At 64.0% G+C, this 20,438-nt stretch carries 18 protein-coding genes; 12 read left to right on the top strand and 6 right to left on the bottom strand.

Translation table 11 applies throughout. The features are described 5' to 3' along the window. Positions 1 to 123: 123 nt before the first annotated feature. Entirely contained in the window at positions 124 to 2,487 is a 2,364-nt protein-coding gene (locus tag V1280_RS40705) for a transketolase (RefSeq protein ID WP_334536364.1), read from the top strand. Positions 2,488 to 2,766: 279 nt separating this feature from the next. Continuing rightward, complete coding sequence (locus tag V1280_RS40710; protein ID WP_148774545.1) at positions 2,767 to 4,197, top strand: aldehyde dehydrogenase family protein; 1,431 nt, start codon at positions 2,767 to 2,769, stop codon at positions 4,195 to 4,197. 271 nt (positions 4,198 to 4,468) lie between these two features. Here V1280_RS40710 and V1280_RS40715 read toward each other — a convergent pair whose 3' ends face one another. Continuing rightward, a complete protein-coding gene (locus V1280_RS40715) occupies positions 4,469 to 5,446 on the bottom strand; it encodes an SMP-30/gluconolactonase/LRE family protein (RefSeq protein WP_334536367.1) in 978 nt (325 codons plus the stop codon). Positions 5,447 to 5,535: 89 nt separating this feature from the next. Between V1280_RS40715 and V1280_RS40720 the strand changes: the two genes are divergently transcribed. After that, entirely contained in the window at positions 5,536 to 6,360 is an 825-nt protein-coding gene (locus V1280_RS40720) for an NAD-dependent epimerase/dehydratase family protein (protein ID WP_334536369.1), read from the top strand. Positions 6,361 to 6,510: 150 nt separating this feature from the next. Then, entirely contained in the window at positions 6,511 to 6,924 is a 414-nt protein-coding gene (locus tag V1280_RS40725) for a hypothetical protein (RefSeq protein WP_334536371.1), read from the top strand. A gap of 19 nt (positions 6,925 to 6,943) precedes the next feature. On the opposite strand, the gene V1280_RS40730 is transcribed toward V1280_RS40725, so the two are convergent. Beyond that, positions 6,944 to 7,621: a GntR family transcriptional regulator gene (locus V1280_RS40730; RefSeq protein ID WP_334536373.1), complete on the bottom strand. Its 678-nt coding sequence runs from the start codon at positions 7,619 to 7,621 to the stop codon at positions 6,944 to 6,946. 172 nt (positions 7,622 to 7,793) lie between these two features. Here V1280_RS40730 and V1280_RS40735 point away from each other — a divergent pair, with 172 nt between their 5' ends. From V1280_RS40735 to V1280_RS40750, 4 genes are all read left to right on the top strand, one after another. Continuing rightward, positions 7,794 to 9,512 carry an IlvD/Edd family dehydratase gene (locus V1280_RS40735; RefSeq protein WP_334538542.1) on the top strand — a complete coding sequence of 573 codons (1,719 nt, stop codon included), beginning with the start codon at positions 7,794 to 7,796 and terminating at the stop codon, positions 9,510 to 9,512. 62 nt (positions 9,513 to 9,574) lie between these two features. Further along, positions 9,575 to 10,582 carry a TRAP transporter substrate-binding protein gene (locus tag V1280_RS40740; protein ID WP_334536374.1) on the top strand — a complete coding sequence of 336 codons (1,008 nt, stop codon included), beginning with the start codon at positions 9,575 to 9,577 and terminating at the stop codon, positions 10,580 to 10,582. A 169-nt stretch (positions 10,583 to 10,751) separates the two neighbouring features. Continuing rightward, positions 10,752 to 11,327, top strand: a complete 576-nt coding sequence (locus V1280_RS40745; RefSeq protein WP_334536375.1) for a TRAP transporter small permease — start codon at positions 10,752 to 10,754, stop codon at positions 11,325 to 11,327. Further along, positions 11,324 to 12,664: a TRAP transporter large permease gene (locus V1280_RS40750; RefSeq protein WP_334536376.1), complete on the top strand. Its 1,341-nt coding sequence runs from the start codon at positions 11,324 to 11,326 to the stop codon at positions 12,662 to 12,664. The genes V1280_RS40745 and V1280_RS40750 overlap by 4 nt, the downstream gene beginning before the upstream one ends. On the opposite strand, the gene V1280_RS40755 is transcribed toward V1280_RS40750, so the two are convergent. Beyond that, positions 12,657 to 13,238, bottom strand: coding sequence for a histidine phosphatase family protein (locus tag V1280_RS40755; protein ID WP_334536378.1), 582 nt, complete (start codon positions 13,236 to 13,238; stop codon positions 12,657 to 12,659). The genes V1280_RS40750 and V1280_RS40755 overlap by 8 nt on opposite strands. Continuing rightward, complete coding sequence (locus V1280_RS40760; RefSeq protein WP_334536380.1) at positions 13,235 to 14,029, bottom strand: enoyl-CoA hydratase/isomerase family protein; 795 nt, start codon at positions 14,027 to 14,029, stop codon at positions 13,235 to 13,237. The genes V1280_RS40755 and V1280_RS40760 overlap by 4 nt, the downstream gene beginning before the upstream one ends. Before the next feature lie 244 nt (positions 14,030 to 14,273). On the opposite strand from V1280_RS40760, the gene V1280_RS40765 reads away from it, so the two are divergent. Then, positions 14,274 to 15,494 (top strand): NAD(P)/FAD-dependent oxidoreductase, encoded by a 1,221-nt coding sequence (locus V1280_RS40765; RefSeq protein WP_334536382.1) that lies wholly within the window; start codon positions 14,274 to 14,276, stop codon positions 15,492 to 15,494. On the opposite strand, the gene rbsK is transcribed toward V1280_RS40765, so the two are convergent. Further along, positions 15,495 to 16,412: a ribokinase gene (rbsK, locus tag V1280_RS40770; protein ID WP_334536383.1), complete on the bottom strand. Its 918-nt coding sequence runs from the start codon at positions 16,410 to 16,412 to the stop codon at positions 15,495 to 15,497. It abuts the gene before it with no gap. Positions 16,413 to 16,430: 18 nt separating this feature from the next. After that, positions 16,431 to 17,324 carry a sugar kinase gene (locus V1280_RS40775; protein WP_334536385.1) on the bottom strand — a complete coding sequence of 298 codons (894 nt, stop codon included), beginning with the start codon at positions 17,322 to 17,324 and terminating at the stop codon, positions 16,431 to 16,433. 207 nt (positions 17,325 to 17,531) lie between these two features. Between V1280_RS40775 and V1280_RS40780 the strand changes: the two genes are divergently transcribed. The 3 genes from V1280_RS40780 to V1280_RS40790 all read left to right on the top strand — a co-directional run bounded on the left by V1280_RS40780 (position 17,532) and on the right by V1280_RS40790 (position 20,390). Next, positions 17,532 to 18,380: a VOC family protein gene (locus V1280_RS40780; RefSeq protein ID WP_334536387.1), complete on the top strand. Its 849-nt coding sequence runs from the start codon at positions 17,532 to 17,534 to the stop codon at positions 18,378 to 18,380. Between the two features lie 167 nt (positions 18,381 to 18,547). Then, positions 18,548 to 19,294 carry a TetR/AcrR family transcriptional regulator gene (locus tag V1280_RS40785; protein WP_334536388.1) on the top strand — a complete coding sequence of 249 codons (747 nt, stop codon included), beginning with the start codon at positions 18,548 to 18,550 and terminating at the stop codon, positions 19,292 to 19,294. Positions 19,295 to 19,580: 286 nt separating this feature from the next. Beyond that, positions 19,581 to 20,390, top strand: a complete 810-nt coding sequence (locus V1280_RS40790) for an ABC transporter permease (protein WP_334536389.1) — start codon at positions 19,581 to 19,583, stop codon at positions 20,388 to 20,390. Positions 20,391 to 20,438: the final 48 nt, after the last annotated feature.

The following is a 20,438-nucleotide window of genomic DNA, read 5'->3' on the forward strand; positions in this document are numbered from 1 at the left end:
TGTGTTTGGTCGGATTTCATTGGTAAAATATCCCAATATTCGGCGGTATGGCGCGAAAAATTGAGAAATCTGGCGCCGCCCGCAGGCGTATCATCGCTTGACCTGTTTTCCGGGAGCATTGCCATGCCCGTTGATTCCGCCCGTCTCGACACATTGACCGCGCTCGCCCGCAAGGCGCTGTGGCTGTCGTCATGGACCATCCACCACGCCAACCATGTTCGCTCGAACACGGATGGACTGAAGGTCGGAGGACACCAGGCCTCGTCCGCCTCGCTCGCGACCATCATGTCGGCGCTGTATTTCAGCGTGTTGCGGCCTGAGGACCGCGTCGCGGTGAAGCCGCATGCGAGCCCGGTGTTCCACGCCATCCAGTATCTGTTCGGCCGGCAGAGCCGCGAGAAGCTGGAGAATTTCCGCGGCTTCAAGGGCGCGCAGTCCTATCCCTCGCGCACCAAGGACGTCGACGACGTCGATTTCTCGACCGGCTCGGTCGGTCTCGGCGTCGCGCAGACGCTGTTTGCCTCGCTGGTGCAGGATTACGTCAAGGCGCATGGCTGGATGAAGGATCGCCGCGAAGGGCGGATGATCGCGCTCGTCGGCGACGCCGAGATGGACGAGGGCAACATCTTCGAAGCCTTGGCCGAAGGCTGGAAGCACGGCCTGCGCAACACCTGGTGGGTGGTCGACTATAACCGCCAGTCACTCGACGCCGTCGTGCGTGAAGGTCTCTGGGAAAAGTTCGAGACCATGTTCCGCAATTTTGGCTGGGACGTGGTGATCGTGAAATACGGCCGCCTGATGCGCGAGGCTTTTGCCGAGCCCGGCGGCGAGGCGCTGAAGCGCTGGATCGACAATTGCCCGAACGCGCTCTATGCGGCGCTGTGTTTCCAGGGTGGCGTGGCCTTCCGCAAGCATTTGCACGACGAGATCGGCGACCAGGGGCCGATCACGAAGCTGATCGACAAGCGCACCGACGAGGAGTTGCTGGCGCTGATGTCGAATCTCGGCGGCCACGACATGGCGAGCATGCTGGAGGCGTTCGAATCGATCGACCATGATCGCCCGGTCTGCTTCATCGCCTACACCATCAAGGGCGTCGGCCTGCCGTTCCAGGGCCACAAGGACAACCATGCCGGCCTGATGACGGTCGCGCAGATGGAGAAATATCGCGAGAGCCAGAACATCCGTCCCGGCCACGAATGGGACAAGTACGAAGGCCTCACGCAAAGTGCCGCCGAGCTCGACACCTTCCTCGCGCGCGTGCCGTTCAACAAGGACGGCCGCCGGCTCACCGCGCCGGTCGTCGAGGTGCCGCAGCAACTCGCCTTCAGGCCGTCGCCGCAGATGTCGACGCAACAGGGCTTTGGCCTCGTGCTGAACGAGATCGCGCGCGGCGACAGCGAACTGGCACAACGGATCGTCACGACCTCGCCCGATGTCACCGTCTCGACCAACCTCGGCCCGTGGGTGAACCGGCGCGGCCTGTTCGCGCGCGGTGAGAAGGCGGATTTATTCCGTAGCGAGAAAATCCCATCCACCTTCAACTGGGACTTCTCGCCCAAGGGCCAGCATCTCGAGCTTGGCATCGCCGAGATGAACCTGTTCATCATGCTCTCGGCGCTCGGTCTGTCGCACCAGATCAACGGCGCGCGGCTGCTGCCGGTCGGCACGCTCTACGATCCCTTCATCGAGCGTGGCCTCGATGCGCTGAATTACGCCTGCTACCAGGATGCGCGCTTCATGGTGGCTGCGACGCCATCCGGCATCACGCTCGCGCCGGAGGGCGGCGCGCACCAGTCGATCGCGACGCCGCTGATCGGTATGGCGCAGGACGGGCTCGCCTCGTTCGAGCCGGCCTTTGTCGACGAGCTCGCCGTGATCATGGGCTGGGGTTTTGAGCACATGCAGCGCGATCCCGGCGAGGGGGGCTCGGTCTATTTGCGGCTGTCGACGCGCTCGATCGAGCAGGCGCAGCGGATCATGACGCCGGAACTGCAGCAGGGCATCACCGACGGCGCCTATTGGCTGCGCAAGCCTGGGCCCAATGCCGAACTCGTGATTGCCTATACCGGCGCGGTCGCGCCCGAAGCGATCGAGGCGACCGGTTTCATCGGGGAGAGCCGCCGCGACATCGGATTGCTGGCGATCACCTCGGCGGATCGCCTGCATGCGGGCTGGACTGCCGCGCGAAAATTGCGGCGCGACCGGCGTGGCGTGCAGCATCTCAGCCACATCGAAAAGCTGCTGGCGGGGCTCACCCGCGACTGTGGCATCGTGACAGTGATCGACGGCCATCCGGCCTCACTCGGCTGGCTCGGCAGCGTCCGCGGCCATCGCGTCGAGGCGCTCGGCGTCGAGCAGTTCGGCCAGACCGGCACCATCGCTGACCTCTATCGGCACTATGGCATCGATGCGAATGCCATCATCGATGCGGCGGAAAGCCTCACCACCGGCGCGCCCGTGCTTCATCGCAAGATGGCGGTGTAGTTCTCCATCGTCGTCCTGGCGAAAGCCAGGACCCATACTCCGCGGGCGTGATTGTAGGTCGCAGGTGGTGGACGCTGGCGTAAAACAACTCAGCTCGGTGGTAATGGGTCCTGGCTTTCGCCAGGACGACATTCAAGACCTTGCCTCGTTCCCGCCATCGGCTCATATAACCTCCGTCCGCCGCAACGCTGGCCCCGCATATGGCGGGTTCAATTGCCGGCGCTTTCGTGCAAGGATGCCTGCCGAAACGCCCCCCAAGCCCCCAAGAAGAGGTTAACGATGGTCAATCGCATGCAATTCTACATCGACGGCGCCTGGGTCGATCCCGCCGTCAAGAAGTCCACCCCGGTCGTCAATCCGGCGACGGAAGAGGCGATGTACGAGATTGCGCTCGGCTCGAAGGCTGACGTGGACAAGGCTGTCGCCGCCGCCAAGCGCGCCTTTGCAACGTTCTCCCAGACCAGCCGTGACGAGCGCGTCGCGCTGCTCACCAAAGTCATCGAAGTCTACAAGGGCCGCCTCAAGGAAATCGGCGCTGCCGTGTCCGACGAAATGGGCGCGCCGCTGCCGATGGCTGAAAAGCTCCAGGCCGGCGCCGGCCTCGGCCATCTCATGACCACGCTCGACGTGCTCAAGAACTATCATTTCGAGGAGCCGATCGGCACCGCCATGGTGCTGCGCGAGCCGGTCGGTGTGGTCGGCATGATCACGCCCTGGAACTGGCCGCTCAATCAGATCGCCTGCAAGGTCGCGCCCGCGCTCGCCGCCGGTTGCACCATGATCCTGAAGCCGTCGGAGTTCACGCCGACCTCGGCGCTGATCTTCGCGGAAATCCTCCATGAAGCCGGCGTGCCGAAGGGCGTGTTCAACCTCGTCAACGGCCTCGGCCCCGAGGTCGGCGCCGCCATGAGCGAGCACCCCGACATCGACATGATCTCCTTCACCGGCTCGACCCGCGCCGGCATCGACGTCGCCAAGCGTGCGGCGCCGACCGTGAAGCGCGTCAGCCAGGAGCTCGGCGGCAAGTCGCCGAACGTCATCCTCGAAGGCGCCGACCTCACGAAGGCGGTAACCGGCGGCGTGATGCACATGTTCAACAACTCCGGCCAGTCCTGCAACGCGCCCTCGCGCATGATCGTGCCGCTGTCGAAGATGAAGGAAGTCGCCGCGATCGCGAAGGCTGTCGCCGACAAGACCAAGGCGGGCGATCCGCGCGCCGAAGGCACCACCATCGGCCCGGTCGTCAACCGCGGCCAGTGGGACAAGATCCAGGCGCTGATCAAGAAGGGCATCGACGAGGGCGCAACGCTCGTCGCCGGCGGCCCGGGCCTGCCCGAAGGCGTCAACAAGGGCTTCTATGTCCGCCCGACCATCTTCGCCGACGTCACCCCCGAGATGACGATCGCCCGTGAGGAAATCTTCGGACCGGTGCTGACCATCCTCGGCGCCAAGGACGAAGCCGAGGCCGTGCACATCGCCAACGACACGCCGTACGGCCTGGCTGGCTATGTCTCCGGCGCTTCGGTCGAGGACGCCAAGCGCGTCGGTCGCCAGATCCGCGCCGGCAACGTCAATCTCCAGGGCGTGCCCAACGACCGCACCGCGCCGTTCGGCGGCTACAAGCAGTCGGGCAACGGCCGCGAGTGGGGCAAGTACGGCCTCGAGGACTTCCTCGAAGTGAAGGCGGTTGCGGGCTTCAACGCGGCGTAAGTTTTTAGCGCCTGAACAGAATGACGCCGGAGCGGGCAACCGCTCCGGCGTTTTTCTTTCCGTCATTGCGAGCGAAGCGAAGCAATCCAGAATCCCACCGCGGAGACAGCCTGGATTGCTTCGTCGCTTCGCTCCTCGCAATGACGGAAGACGGTGCCGTAGGGTGGGCAAAGCGAAGCGTGCCCACGTCTTCGCGACCGCGACGGCGTGATGGTGGGCACGTCGCTTACGCTCCTTTGCCCACCCTACGAGACCATCGCGCGCGGAGCGACTATCCGCCCACCGCGCCCTGCGTGTTCACATACAGCGCGTAGATCGACTGGCTTGCCGCCATGAACAGGCGGTTGCGCTTGACGCCGCCGAAGCAGAGATTGGCGCAGCGTTCGGGCAGTGCGATGCGGCCGATCATGACGCCGTCGGGCGCAAACACCACGACGCCGTCGAGCTCGGGATCGCCCATGCCCCAGCCGCACCAGAGATTGCCGTCGATGTCGCAGCGCATGCCGTCCGGCGTGCCCGGACCGGCGTCGATGTGCACGCGCTTGTTGGAGATCGCGGTGCCATCTGCCGAGACGTCATAGGCGAGGATCTTGCGGTTCGGCACGCCGCGCGATTCCACCACATAGAGAATCTTCTCATCCGGCGAGAAGCACAGCCCGTTCGGCCCAAGCACGCCCTCGGCGACGACAGTCGCCTTGCGCGTCGCGGGATCGAGCCGATAGACGTTCGGGTCGATCTCCGGGTCTGCCTTGTAGCCCTCGTAATTGCCGAGCAGGCCGAAGGTCGGATCGGTGAACCAGATCGAGCCGTCGGACTTCACCACGATGTCGTTCGGCGAGTTGAGCCGCTTGCCGTCGAAGGAATCCATCAGGACCGTGATCTCGCCGTCATATTCGGTGCGGGTCACGCGACGGCCGCCGTGCTCGCAGGTGACCAGCCGGCCCTGGCGATCCCTGGTGTTGCCATTGGCGAAATTGGAGGGCTTTCGGAAAACCGACACCGCGCCGGTCTCTTCCTCCCATTTGATGATGCGCTGGTTCGGGATGTCGCTGCACAAGAGATACCGCCCGTCGCCGAACCACACCGGCCCTTCGGCCCAGCGCAGGCCGGTTGCCAGCCGCTCCACCGCCGACAATTTCAACCAGTATTTTTCGAAGCGGGGGTCCAGTGCTTTTATCGCGGGATCGGGGTAACAGGTCGCCGGCTGCCAGCCTGGCCGCTCCTGCGTGTGGGACGATGCCTCATTCATGTCGGTTCTCTCGTTTCGTTCCCTCTGGACATTCCTGCTATCATTAGAGACACGTGACCGCAAATTGGTCACCAACGGCGAGGGAAGACATGCCGCGTATTTTGATGACGGGAGCTGCGGGCGGAATCGGCACGAGCCTGCGAAAGCTGCTGCCGCCGATCTATCCTGACCTCCTGCTCTCCGACATCAAGCCGCCGGCCGATCTCGGCGCGAACGAGCAGTTCAAGGCGGCGGACCTCGCTGATCTCGCGCAGTGCGAGGCGATCTGCGAAGGTGTCGACGGCATCATCCATTTCGGCGGCTATTCGGTCGAAGGCACGTGGGACCAGATCCTTCAGGCCAACATCATCGGCGGCTACAATCTGTTCGAGGCCGCGTATCGCAAGGGCGTCAAGCGCGTGGTGTTCGCATCCTCGAACCACGCCGTCGGCTTCTATCCGCGCCACCACAGGATCGGCACCGACGTCACCCCGCGCCCGGACGGGCGCTACGGCGTCAGCAAGGTGTTCGGCGAGGCGGTCGGCGCGCTCTATGCCGACAAGCACGGGCTGAAGGTGACGTGCCTGCGCATCGGCAATTTCGGCGACATGCCGCTCGACCAGCGCCGGATGTCGATCTGGCTGAAGCCGGAAGATTTGGTGCAGCTCTGCCAGATCGGACTTGAGCATCCCGACATCCATTTCGAGGTTTTCTACGGCGCCTCCCTGAACGATCGCGCCTGGTGGGACAACAGTCGTGCCTACGAATTCGGCTATCGCCCCACCGGCCGCTCCGAGGATTTCCGCGAGCACGCCATGGCCGAGCAGGCCAAGCTGAAGCCGGATTCGGTCGGCGATTATTTTCAGGGCGGCACGTTCTGCAGCAACGAGTTCGACGGCGATGAAAGCCGGATTATCGATTGGAATAAGCGGTAGCGCTTGACGTCGTGGCCGGGCTGGTCCCGGCCATGACGGCTCATTGACTTGGATCAACGTTGCTCCCGTCGTCTGGCTTTCGATCGGTGCGATCGGAATTCGGTAACGTCGCACTGATCACAGCTCAGGGCGGCGGCGAGAGCCAAGACAATGAAAATCAAATTGTCAGTCGTCGCGATGCTTGCGACGATCGCATCAGGACCGACGCGGGCGGCAGCGCTCAGCGATGCCGAAGCGACGTTCCTCGACCAGCTCGTCACAGCGTCCGCGGTGCTCGAACAGCGATGCGTCGGCTACGAGGTCGATGGCGCGGGCGGCGTTCAACTCGGCGCCCGGCTTCTCGGCAGCACGAATGCGGCGATGGCCATGATCGATGCCTATTCCGCGGCGATAAAGGCTCACGACGGCGAGAGCTACGATCCCGGCAAGTTTCGTCCCGAGGTGTTCGAGGCGGCCAGCAAGGCGATCAAGCGCGTCCTGGCGGATTTGATCAAAGATCCGAAAGGGGCTTGCGCGGACTACGGCGATGCCGGCGTGGATCGCGGTCTGTTGAGGCGGTACTGAACGTAAGTATGGCCTAGCGCTAGCCCTCCCCCGCAATCCTTGCCAGATAATCCGCCTTGCTGAACTGCATGTGATCCACGCACAGCTGTGCCAGCGCCCAGCTATCGCGGCCTTTCAACAGCTCGATCATCAGCTCGTGCTGGCGGCGCGATTGCGCCAGGCCATCGCGGTCGGCGAGGTTTTTCGCGCGCATCGGCAGCGTCAGGCTCATATAGTCCTGCAGCGAGCGCACCAGATAAGGATTGCCGCAGGCTGCGAACAGCGCGACGTGGAAGGCGTCGTTGGCCTCGTGGATGCCGCGCAGGTCGCGGATGTCGGCCTTCGCGCAATAGTCGCGTTGCAAGGCGGTCAGCTCGTCGATCAGGCCTTGCGGCGCGGGCAGGGGGATCATCAGCGCGGCCTGCCGCGTCAGCATCTCCCTGACTTCGTAGATCTGCCGGACCTCCTCGGCGGAATAGAACCGCACGGTGGCGCCGACATTTTTTTCGCGGCGGACGATGCCGCGGCGCTCGGCGTCCACCAGCGCTTGGCGCACGAAGTGTCTGGAGGTGCCGTAAGCCGACATTAGCGCGTCCTCGGTCAGGCGCGCGCCCGGTGCGAGGCGGCCGAAGATGATGTCTTCTTCCAGCCGCGCGACGACGTCGTCCGGATCGTCGCGCCTGATAGCCATGGCATCTGCGGTGCGAATGTCGGACATGCCCTCAGCCTCCGGCGCCTCGCCGGTCCGCCTTGTGGAGCAGGGCGAGCCCGGATTGTCAATAATTTGTGTCCGATGGCGCGTCTGAGGCCAGAAAGCGCGGCGATCCGGCCCTATCTTATTGACAATCGGGGGGCAGGCTGTACCACAATGGCAGCGAAGGAGTGGCATGATGACGAGTGGTTTGCGCAAGGGTCTGACGAGCTATGGCGATGCCGGCTTCTCGCTGTTCCTGCGCAAGGCGTTCATCAAGGCCATGGGCTATTCCGACGACGCGCTCGAGCGTCCGATCGTCGGCATCACCAACACCTATAGCGACTACAATCCCTGCCACGGCAACGTCCCGCAGATCATCGAGGCCGCCAAGCGCGGCGTGATGCTGTCGGGCGCGATGCCGTTCGTGTTTCCGACCATCTCGATCGCCGAGAGCTTTGCGCATCCGACCTCGATGTATCTGCGCAATCTGATGGCGATGGACACCGAGGAGATGATCCGGGCCCAACCGATGGATTCGGTGATCGTGATCGGCGGCTGCGACAAGACGCTTCCGGCGCAGGTGATGGCGGCGATCAGCGCCGACCTGCCGACCGTCGTCATTCCCGTCGGTCCCATGGTGGTCGGCCATCACAAGGGCGAGGTGCTGGGCGCCTGCACCGATTGCCGCCGCCTCTGGGGCAAGTATCGCGCCGGTGAGATTGACGATGTCGAGATCGAAGCCGTCAACGGCCGCCTCGCGCCGTCGGTCGGCACCTGCATGGTGATGGGCACGGCTTCCACGATGGCCTGCATGATCGAAGCCATGGGCCTGTCGCTGCCGATGAGTGCGACGATCCCAGCGCCGCATGCCGAGCGTTTCCGTCTGGCCGAGGCGAGCGGCCGGGTTGCGGCCGAAATGGCCAAGACCAAGGGCCCGAAGCCGAGCGAGCTCCTGACGTCGGCCTCCTTCAAGAACGCGCAGGTCGTGTTGCAGGCGATCGGCGGCTCGACCAACGGCCTGATCCATCTGACCGCGATGGCGCATCGCTCGCCGCACCGGCTCGATCTCGAAGCGTTCGACCAGATCGGCCGCGAGGTGCCGGTGCTGGTCGATCTCAAGCCGTCCGGCGAGCACTACATGGAGCATTTCCATCACGCCGGCGGCGTGCCGAAACTGCTGGCACAGCTCGGCGATCTCGTCGATCTCGACGCGAAGACGATCTCGGGTGAGAGCCTGCGTGACGTCGTTGCCAATGCCGAGGACGTGCCCGGCCAGGACGCGATCCGCTCGCGCGACAATCCGATCAAGAAGGAAGGCGGCCTCGCCGTCCTGCGCGGCAATCTCGCGCCGCGCGGTGCTGTGATCAAGCAATCGGCGGCGAGCCCGAAGCTGTTGCAGCATACCGGGCGCGCGGTGGTGTTCGAATCCGTCGAGGACATGACCTTGCGGGTTGACGATCCCGATCTCGACGTCACTGCCGACGACGTGCTGGTGCTGCGCAATGCCGGCCCGAAGGGCGCGCCTGGCATGCCCGAGGCGGGCTATCTGCCGATCCCGAAAAAGCTCGCACGCGGCGGCACCAAGGACATGGTGCGCATTTCCGATGCGCGCATGAGCGGAACCGCGTTCGGCACCATCGTGCTGCACATCACGCCGGAATCCGCCGTCGGCGGACCGTTAGCGCTGGTGAAGAACGGCGACAAGATCAGCCTCGATGTGGCCAAGCGCAGCATCGAGCTGCTGGTCGATGCCGCCGAGCTGGAGCGTCGGCGCGCTGCGCTGAAGCCGGCCACGGCGCCGGTCGAAGTCAAGCGTGGCTACGCCTGGCTGTTCGACAAGACCATCTTGCAGGCCGACGAGGGCTGCGACTTCGACTTTATGCAGAGGACTGGACCAAAGACTGAAACGGGCTGACAACCACTCGAACGAGCGCCCAGACCGCTAAAAGCGGCGGGCGATAAAAACAGGGGGAGACGATGATGGTACGATCCATGCCAGGATTCTTACGCGGCTTGGTGGCTGCGGCCGCCATGCTGTTCGTCACGGGCGCCGGGGCACAGGAGGTGAAGCATTATCGCTTCGCCTATGACCAGCCCCGCAACACCGGCTACTCGATCGCCGGCGACCTCTTTGCCGACAAGCTCAAGGAATTGAGCAAAGGCACCATGATCATCGACCAGTATCCGGGCGCGCAGCTGGGCCAGGAGCCGCAGGTTCTTCAGCTCGTGAAAGCGGGCGACATCGAGTTCGCGATCATCTCCTCGGCCAACACAGCGACGATCTCGCCGCAGGCGGGCGTGATGTCGCTGCACTATTTGTTCCGCGACGAGAACCACGTGGTCAAGGGGCTTGCCGACCCCCGCGTGTTCGAAGCGCTCAAGACGCTGATCGACGAGACCACGCAGGGCCTGCATGTCATCGCGACCGGCTCGCAGGGCGTGCGCCACATGTACTCCAAGAAGGAGATCCACAATGTCGGCGACATCAAGGGGCTGAAGATCCGCGTGCAGGCGACCGCGACCGAGGATGCCATGTTCCCGGCCTATGGCGCCCAAACCGTGCACATGCCGTTCGGCAGCGTTTACACCAGCTTGCAAACCGGCGTGGTCGACGTCGCCGAGAACAGCATCAACGTCTATCTCGTCAACAAGCATTACGAGGTGGCGCCGGTGCTGAACATTACCGAGCACGAAGCCAACAATGCGCTGGTGTACATCTCCGACAAGCTCTGGCAGAGCCTCTCGGCGGAGCAGAAGCAGTGGGTGCAGACGGCAGCCAACGAGATCAGCTCGAAGGAGCCGGCCAAGGCGTTCGATCTCGAGCGCAGCGCGGCCGAAAAGCTCAAGAAGATGGGCGTCAAGGTTGTCGATAACGTCGACAAGAAGAGCTTTACGGCGATCGCCGACCCCTATCTCGACAAGCTCGCCAAGGAGCTCGGCCCGCACGCCGAGAAGATCAAGAACCTGATCCGGTCGATCAACTAGGTCGCTGTCCGGAAGACGGTGCGCTCCCTCTCCCGCTTGCGGGAGAGGGTCGGGGAGAGGGTGTCTCGCCCGAGAGATTCCCAATGAGGAGAGAACCCTCACCCGGCGCTCCGCGCCGACCTCTCCCGCAAGCGGGAGAGGTGTAGCCAATCCGCAGCCGGGAGCAACAATGGCCATCGCCGACAAGCTCGTGTTGCAACGCCAACGCCACCTGAAATGGCGCTGGCTCGACTGGCTCGAGCTCGCGCTGATGATCCTCTGCGGCGTGCTGTGCTTCGGCTTCTCGCTGTCGGTGACCGCCGACATCGTCACCCGCACCATCGGCCATCCCTGGCTATGGCTGCAGGAAGTCACCTCGACGTTGTTCATCTATGCGATCTTCATCGGGACTGCGGTTGCGACGCGGCGCAACGATCATCTCTATCTGACCGCGATCTCGGAGGCGATGCATGGCGTGCCCAGGATTATCGTCGAAATCATCATCCGCCTCATCGTCCTCGGCGTCGCCTTCTGCCTGATCTGGTACGGCTACCAGAACTATCTGCGCGGCTTCGGCAGCTTCCGCCTGCCGTCGGGCACGCCGATCGCCTCGCTTTACGCGATTATTCCTGTGTCCGGCATCCTGGTCGGCCTGTTCACCATCGAGCAGCTGGTCAACGGCCTGCGCAACGGTTTTGACCATCCGGAGCCGCTGGACGAGGATGCCGCGCCCGTCACCGAAGCGCAAATGAGGGCGCAGCCGTGAGCGCACCCATTGTCCTGGCGTTGATGTCGATCTGCTTCCTGTCGTTCGGCTATCTCGGCGTGCCCGTGCCGTTCTCGTTGATGGCCGGCGTGTTCGTCGGCGCGGTCCTGTCCGACGTCTCGCTCGCCGCGATCATCCAGAAGATCTTTGACGGCGTCGATTCCGAGGCGCTGCTGGCGATCCCGTTCTTTCTCTTAGTCGGCGAGCTCATGAGCTCGGCCAATGTGGTGGTGCGAATAGCAAATCTCTCGGTGTCGCTGGTCGGGCATATCAGAGGCGGGCTGTCGCAGGTCGTCGTCGTCTTCAGCATGTTCTTCTCGGAAATGTCGGGCTCGACCACGGCCGACGTCGCGGTGATGAGCCGCGCACTGGGCGGACCGATGAAGCGCGAGGGCTACGAGCCTGCGTTCATCGCGGCGATCATTGCGTCGGCCTCGACCATTGCGGCGCTGGTGCCGCCGAGCATCACCGCCGTGGTCTACGGTGCCGTCGGCAACGTCTCGATCGCCGGCCTGTTCATGGCGGGCGTGGTGCCGGGACTGATGATCGGCTTCGGCCTGATGATCTATTGCTATTTCTTCGGCCCCTCGGGCTTGCGCAAGCCGCGCGCGCCGCTGCGGCAGATCGTGTTCGCGGCTGGTGACGCGGCGCTGCCGCTGATGATCCCGGTGATCCTGCTCGGCGGCATTTTGACCGGCTGGTTCACGCCGACGGAAGCCGGCGTCGTCGCCGTGGCCTGGATCATCCTGGTCGTGATCCCCGCGCTCAACCGCGGGCATTTCCGAAAGATCCCGTACGATTTCTGCCTCGCCGGGCTGATCTTCTCTCTGCCGCTGATCACCATCGGCGCCGCCAACGCTTTCGGCTGGATGCTCGCCTATTTGCGCGGCGCCAGCTACATCGCCGACATGATCACCTCGATCGCGGGCAACGATCCGCATCTGATCATGTTGCTGATGGTGCTGCTGTTCACTGTGGTCGGCGATTTCATCGAGCCGGTGCCGACCATCATCATCTTCATGCCGCTGGTCAACACGCTGACGGAAGCCGGCGACATCAACGGCGTTCATATGGGCGTGGTGCTGATCGCGACACTCGCCTTCGGCCTGATCACGCCGCCTTACGGGCTGGTGTTGCTGATGGCGTCGAAATTCGTCGGCGTCAGCTTTGCGAAGGCGTTACGCGCGGCGCTGCCGATCTATGTCGTGTTCTTCGCCACCATCGCGTTTGCGATCTACTTCCCGAGCGTCGTGCTGTGGCTGCCGCAGAAAGTGCTGCCGGAATCGGTCGGCTGCTTCAAGTCGCCGGCGGGGACCGGCTACATTTGCCCTAAGTGACGATCTGCTCGATGCGCCAGCCGGCTCCGTCGCGGGCGTAGCGAAACGGCGTGCCGTGGCTGTTCTTGAAGTAGCTGCCGGTGAGCGCATTCGCCATGCCCTGCATCACGGCGTCATGGCAGACGAACAGCAGATGGTCGCCGGGATAGCGGTCGAGCCAACCGGCCACGCAACGCAGTGAGCGTTCGGCCATGGCGTCCCAGTTCTCGCCGTCGGCGGGCAGGATCGAGACGAGTCCCGTCGCGGAAGTGACGCCATGCTTGATCATGAGGTCGCGGACGGGGAGGCCTTCAAAACTGCCGAAATCGAACTCGATGATCCCTGCGTCGATCGTGAGAGGCACCGAGATTGCTTCCGCGATGATCTCGGCGGTTTTCGCTGCACGCACCAGCGGGCTCGCGACGATGCGGCTGACGCCGGCACCGCGCAGCAAGTCCGCGGCCTCGTGCGCTTGCTTGAGACCATCCTCGTTCAGCGGATTGTCGGTCCGGCCCTGGAAAAGTCCCTGCCGGTTCCAATCCGTTGCGCCGTGGCGCAGGCCGCAGAACGAACGCGATGGCGTCAGCGCGCTCACTTGCTCTTGCTCGTGAACTTCTTCACGGCAACACGAAAATCCTCCGTGTTCATCGCCATGATGATCTTGTGCTCCTCGGCATCGAGCTGCTGTTTTACGGGCGTCGTGGCGGCCGCATAGACCAGCGACTTGGTGCCGGCGATGGCCGCGGGCGGGTTCTGTGCCAGCCGCTCGGCAAGCTGCCTCGTCGCAGCCTTCAGCTCGGTCGCGGGAACGATCTTGGCGACGAGCCCCCATTCATAGGCCTGCTGCGCTGTAAAATTGTCCTCGGACAGGAAGATCTGCAGCGCGCGGCGCGAGCCGACCGTGCCAACGATCCCGACCGTCGAGCCACCATCCGGCGAGACGCCGATCTTGGCATAAGCCGGCGTGAACTTCGCGTCCTCGGCGGCGATGCAGAGATCAGTGACGAAGGCCAGCCCCATGCCGGCGCCCGCGGCCGAGCCGTGCACGCTCGACAGCGAGATCTTCGGCATGCGCCGGATGATCTCGATGAAGGCATGATAATGCTTGAGCAGTTCGCCGACGACCGGCGTCACCGTGTTGGCTTCAGCCGCAGCGCCAATCGTCTGCAGATCGCCGCCGGCGGAGAAGGCGCGGCCTTCGCCTTCGATCACCACGACCCTGATCGTGTCGTCGCCTTCGATCGTCGCCGCGAGCTGTTCCAACTTTTGCGCGATCGCAAGATTGATCGAGTTGAACGCGGTCGGCCGGTTGAGCGTGATGGTCGCAATCGGGCCGTCGATCCGCAGCAGCGCGGGATCATCGGGTTGGGAGACGGGAGCTGGCATTTTTGAAATCTCCGGCAGGAGGTCCGTTGCTGCAACTAGATCGCAGAAGGCGAGGGGTGACAATCCCCCGCCGCCAGCGCCTCGCGTATGGCCCTTGCGAAAGCCGGAATGATCGGCTCAAATGGGGGCGCCTTCGTTTAGGGACGGACACGAGCGCCGGCTCCTCCTAGGCTAGCCAAGCCAGTATGAGCGAGAGAGGAGACGACATGGGTGATGCTCGTGTCTTGCGGAAATGGGCTGTCCAATGACGGATGGTCCGGTGATCATTGTCGGTGCCGGCCATGGTGGCTACCAGGTCGCGGCATCCCTGCGGCAGGCGGGTTTTGCGGATCGCATCTGCCTGATCAATGACGAGGCGCATCTGCCCTACCAGCGGCCGCCTTTGTCCAAGGCCTACATCAAGGGTTCCGCCGGCCCGGAGAGCCTGATGTTCCGGCCGGAGAAATTTTATCACGACCAGACCATCGAGCTGATCGCCGGCCGCGCCGTGTCGATCGACCGCGCGGGGCGGAAAGTGCTGCTCGCATCCGGCGAGACGCTGCCTTACGGCCATCTGGTGCTGGCGACGGGCGCGCGCAACCGGCTGCTCGATCTGCCCAATGCCAATCTGCCCGACGTGAAATATCTGCGCATCCTCGACGAGAGCGAGGCGCTGCGAAAGATCATTCCGTCAAAGACGCGGGTCGTGGTGATCGGCGCCGGTTTCATCGGCCTCGAATTCGCGGCGACCGCGCGGATCAAGGGCCTCGAGGTCGATGTGCTCGAACTCGCGCCGCGGGTGATGGCGCGCGCGGTGACGGCGGAGGTCTCCGAATATTTTCAGGCGCGGCATCGCGAGGCCGGCATCCGCATTCACCTCGGTGTGCAGGCAACCTCGATCGAGGCCGAGAACGGCAAGGTCACCGGCGTCTCCTTGAGCGACGGACGGCATCTGCCCGCCGACCTCGTCGTGGTCGGCGTCGGCGTGCTGCCGAACATCGAGCTTGCGGCCGAGGCGGGGCTGCCGGTCGCGGCTGGCATCATTGTCGACGAATATCTCTCGACGGCTGACCCGAACATTTCGGCCATCGGCGATTGCGCGCTGTTTGCGAGCCCGCGCTTCGGCGGCTCGCTGCGGCTGGAATCGGTGCAGAACGCAACCGATCACGCCCGCTGCCTCGCGGCGCGGCTGACCGGCGACAAGAAGGTCTACGACGGCCATCCCTGGTTCTGGAGCGACCAGGGCGACGACAAGCTCCAGATCGCAGGTCTCACCACCGGCTACGACCGCGTCGTGCTGCGCGGCGATCCCGCGAAAAAGGCGTTTTCCGTGTTCTGCTACCACGGTGACAAGCTGCTCGGCATCGAATCGATCAACCGCGCCGGCGATCACATGTTCGGCCGAAGGTTGCAGGCCATGGGCCGCTCGATCACGCCGGAGCAGGCAGCAGATGAGAGCTTCGACCTGAAGAGCGCACTGGCGTGATCAGCCAGCGCTGAGCACCGCCGCCACTTCCGCGGCCGTCGGCATCGACGGCCCGGCCCCCATGCGCTGCACGCTGATCGAGGCGGCGGCGTTGGCGAAGGCGAGGGCGGCGCGCAAGGCGGCCCCATCAGCCAGCTGCGACGCGAGCGCGCCGACAAAGCAATCGCCGGCGCCGGTAGTGTCGATCGCCTTCACCACGCGGCCGGGTACGGAAAATTCCTCGCTGGCAGCGAGCGCGAGCACGCCGCGCTTGCCGAGCGTGACGCAAATCGTCTGGTCCTCGCGCGCCTGAAGTTTTCGCGCGACCGCGATGATCTTTGCGGTTTCGTCGTCGTCAGTAAGCTCAGTGCCTGCGAGGAAACCAAGCTCGGTCTCGTTCAGCACCAGGATATCGACCAGCGCGAGCAGCTCGCTCGACATCTTTTGCGCCGGGGCAGGATTGAGCAATGTGGTGGCGCCGGCCGTGTGCGCGCGCTGGAAGAACGCGGCAATGGTCGGCAGCGGAATTTCGAATTGGCTGACGGCGACATCGCCCTTCGCCAGCGGCGCATCCGCGACGTCATCCGCGCTGACCAGCGCATTGCTGCCGGGAATGACGACGATGGTGTTGTCGGAGGCGGCGACCGTGATGATCGCGGTGCCGGTGTGTGTCTCGGGCGTCTCCTTGATCGAGCCGGGATCGATGCCCTGCGCGTTAAGGAACGTCCTCAGTTCAGCCCCGAACGAATCCGTGCCCAGCCGACCGATCAGCGTGGTCTCCGCACCGAGCCGTGACGCGGCCACGGCCTGGTTCGCACCCTTGCCGCCCGGAAAATACAGCACCTGCTTGCCGGCGACGGTCTCGCCGACCCTGGGGTGGCGATCGGCGGTCGCCACCACATCCATGTTGATGCTGCCGGCGACGAAGACACGCCCCATGACAAACCCTTACGAAGTTTAGACTCGAACTTCGAACTCGTGCCTGACTTTGGCGATGTCCACAAGGGTCGGCAGGCCGGCCTCGTTGCCGAGGCGCTGGATCTTGAAGGTCGAGGCGGCGCGGGCAAAATCAAAATGCTCGCGCCAGCTTTTGCCGGGATGGGCCAGATAAGAATAGACATAGGCGCCGTGGAAGACGTCGCCGGCGCCATTGGTGTCGATCACGCGCTCGCGCGGAATCGGCATCGCCGGCATGGTCTCGACCGCGCCTGTTTCGTTGTACCACAGCAGGCCCTTCTCACCCATGGTGATGCCACCGATCTTGCAGCCGCGGCCCTTGAGGTAGTCGAGCATCTTTTCCGGCGTCAGGTCCATCTGCTCGCAGAGACGCTCGGCGACGATCGCGACGTCGATGTATTCAAGCAGCTCATGCGTGTTGGTACGCAGGCCGCCGCCGTCGAGCGAGGTCAGAATGCCGGCCTCGCGGCAGACCTTTGCGTAGTGGATCGCGGCATCGGGCTGATGGCCATCGATATGCAGCGCGCGGCAGCCGCCGAGATTGAGCATCGGGAACGGATGAATGTGCTCGTCGTCGCGGCAACGGACGATGGCGCGCTTGCCGTCCTTCGGCATGATGAAGGAGAGCGAGGACTGGTTCACCTTCCGCCCGTGCAGCGAGATCGCGTATTTCGCACACATGTCCATGAACATGCGCCCCAGCCAGTCATTGGCCGCGGTGGCGATCAGATCAGGCACGATGCCGAGCTTGGCACAGCAGAACGCCGCCGTGACCGCGTTGCCGCCGAAAGAGACTGCGTAGTCGGTTGCCACGTGCTTTTCGTCGCCGGTCGGCATGTGGTCGGTGATGAAGACGACGTCGATATAGGTCTGTCCGATGAAGAGAGCCTGCATTGCTTGTCCGTGATGCGCTTGGTGGTCCCGGCCGGCGGGCTTACTCTAACACCGGTTCCGTGTCCGGGACGCTGAAATTATTCGCAAAACAACCCCGAGGCGCTTGAGGCCGGCATGGGGCCGGAATACGACCATGTGAGGCCCATGCCAAGCCCGGACAAATGCCGTTTTTCGGCCGGTTGTTCCAGGTCCATAAAGAGGGGGAATATGATCACCGGCCTCGATCACATCGTTGCTCTGGTCAGGGATATCGGTGCGGCCAAGGCGGCCTATCAGACGCTCCTGGGGCGTGCGCCGGCCTGGCAGAATTCCGGCGAGGGCGCCGATCGCGTGCTGTTCACCCTCGACAACATGACCCTCGAATTGATGGCGCCGAGCGGCTTCACCGCGACCGCGGACCGCATGCGCGCGCTGCTCGACGACCAGGAGGGCGTGCTCGCCAGCCTGTGCTTTCGCGTCGCAGACATGGGCAAGATGCACCGGCGGCTGGACCGGGTGGCGCTGAAGCCGGATCCCGTTGCCGAGGTCGAGAGCAGTGACGCGGTGACCGGCGCGGCCCTGCACTGGAAGCGCACGCGGGCCGCGACCGAACTCACGCGTGGCGTGCGCATGTTCTTCCTCGAGCTCGCCGAGGAACGTCCGAAGTCGGTTGCGACCGATGTCGCGCCGATCGACGGGCTCGACCACGTCGTGATCACCACCGAGGATTCCGATCGCGTCGCCGCGCTCTATGGCGCCCGGCTCGGGCTCGATCTGGCGCTCGACCGCTCGCATCACGATTGGGGGCAACTGATGTTCTTCCGCTGCGGCGATCTCATCGTCGAAGTGGTGCGCCGCCCCGTGGCGGGCGGCGACTCCAAAAACGACCGGCTCTGGGGCCTGAGCTGGCGCGTCGCCGACATCGACGCCACCCGCGCCCGCCTGCTCGCCGCCGGCCTCGACGTCACCGAAGTCCGCAACGGCCGCAAGCCGGGCACGCGCATCATGACGGTGCGCAACGGCACCTGCGGGATCCAGACCGTGCTGCTGGAGCGCTCGCCGAAGCCGGTGGAGTAGGCGGCTCTTTCCGCTCGAAGACTCCCGTAGGGTGGGCAAAGCGAAGCGTGCCCACGTCTTGGATCCTTGATGAGAAGACGTGGGCACGGCGCAAGTGCGCCTTTGCCCACCCTACGAAACTGCGCTTGGGGCACGAGATCGTTCTCAAACGCTTGCGCGCATGTTACATGCGTAGTGAAAGCACCCAGCGAGCACCCGGTTTGGCGAAGGCAACGGCAAAGCGAACTCTGAAATGGCAGCGCGATCCCGAGGGGATGCGGCTGCGCATTCTCGAGGCGGCCAAGCAGGAGTTTTCCGCTCATGGGCTCGCCGGTGCGCGCGTCGACCGCATCGCGGCCAAGGCCGGCGCCAACAAGCGCATGCTGTACTATCACGTCGGCAACAAGGACGAGCTCTATCTCGCGGTGCTGGAAGGCGCCTATGACAAGATCCGCAGCGAGGAGCGGGGGCTCGATCTCGAGCATCTTGCTCCGCCCGAGGCCATCAAGCGGCTGATCGAGTTCACCTGGGGCTACTTCCTGCGCAATCCCGAATTCCTGTCGCTGCTCCAGACCGAGAACCTCGCGCGTGCAAAGCACCTCAAGCGCTCGACCAAGGTCAAGTCGATGCACTCGCCCTTCGTCGAGATGATCCGCACCGTGGTGCGGCGCGGCGTCGAGAGCGGCGATTTCCAGGTCTCGGTCGATCCGGTGCAGCTCTACATCTCGATCGCGGGCCTCTGCTTCTTCTATCTCTCGAATTCCGCGACGCTCAGCGTGATCTTCGGCCGCGACCTGCTCGCCAAGGATGCCAAGGACGAGCGGCTTGCGCACATGGTCGGTCTCGTGCTGGCCGCGCTGACGGGGCAATCGGCCGCTCTGTTCGAGATCGCCAAGGCGCCGAAGTCGCGCGCTGGCGTGGTGCAGACGGTGTAGGGCACAATATTTCCCACCGTCGTCCCGGCGAAGGCCGGGACCCATACTGTGTGATCTATCGATCGTGTGCAGGGCTAATCCCGAATGACCAGCCATCGCCAAACCTTGTTCTGTGGTTATGGGTCCCGGCCTTCGCCGGGACGACACCTTGGATTTGGCTTGATGAGTGCCCAACCCACCGCTCCCCCCAAAACCGGCACAAAACGTCACAGGGAAACCCCTAGACAGTATTTATCCAACGGGTTAATTTCTCCCCGGAAACGAAAAAGACGACCGGGAGTGAGGCGTGGCTGAGCTGAAGCCGCAAAGTGCGGTGTCCAAGATGCTGAATGCGGCCTGGATCCGGCCGTTCTTGTTCCTGGTGTTCATCGTCGTGGCCTGGGATCTCGCGATCCGGCTGTTCAGGATTCCCGCCTACCAGATCCCGTCGCCGGCCGACGTCGTCGCGGTGCTGTGGACCGACTGGCCGGAGCTGCTGCGTCAGTCCTGGCCGACCACCTATGCGACCGTCTGCGGATTTATGCTGTCCGCGTTGTTCGGTATTCCCGTGGCGATGCTGATCGCGGGCTCGAAGACGGTGGAGAGCTATGTCTATCCGCTGCTGGTGTTCTCCCAATCCGTGCCGAAGATCGCGATCGCACCGTTGTTCGTGGTCTGGTTCGGCTTCGGCATCATTCCCAAGGTGATCTCGGCGTTCCTGCTCGGCTTCTTCCCCGTCGTGGTCTCGGCGGTGCAGGGTTTCAAGTCGGTCGATCCTGACATGGTCGATCTTGCCCGCGCCATGCAGGGCAGCCGCTTTCAGGTGTTTTGCGCGGTGAATCTGCCGCATGCGCTGCCGGCGATCTTCTCCGGTCTGAAAGTGTCGGTGACGCTCGCCGTGGTCGGCGCCGTCGTCGGCGAGTTCGTCGGCTCCAATTCCGGCATCGGCTATGTGATGCAGCGCTCGATCGGCACCTTCGACCTGCCGACGATGTTCGCGGCCCTCGTCATCCTCGCGCTGCTCGGCGTCATCCTGTTCTGGATCGTCGACCGGATCGAGAAGCTGGTCATTCCCTGGCATGTCAGCCAGCGCGAAGACGTGATTTTCGCCTCTTAACTCAAGCAACGGCCACCAACGGCCGAAACATAACGACAAGGGAGAGTG

The sequence above is a fragment of the Bradyrhizobium sp. AZCC 2230 genome, assembly GCF_036924495.1.
GTDB classification, from domain to species: domain Bacteria; phylum Pseudomonadota; class Alphaproteobacteria; order Rhizobiales; family Xanthobacteraceae; genus Bradyrhizobium; species Bradyrhizobium rifense.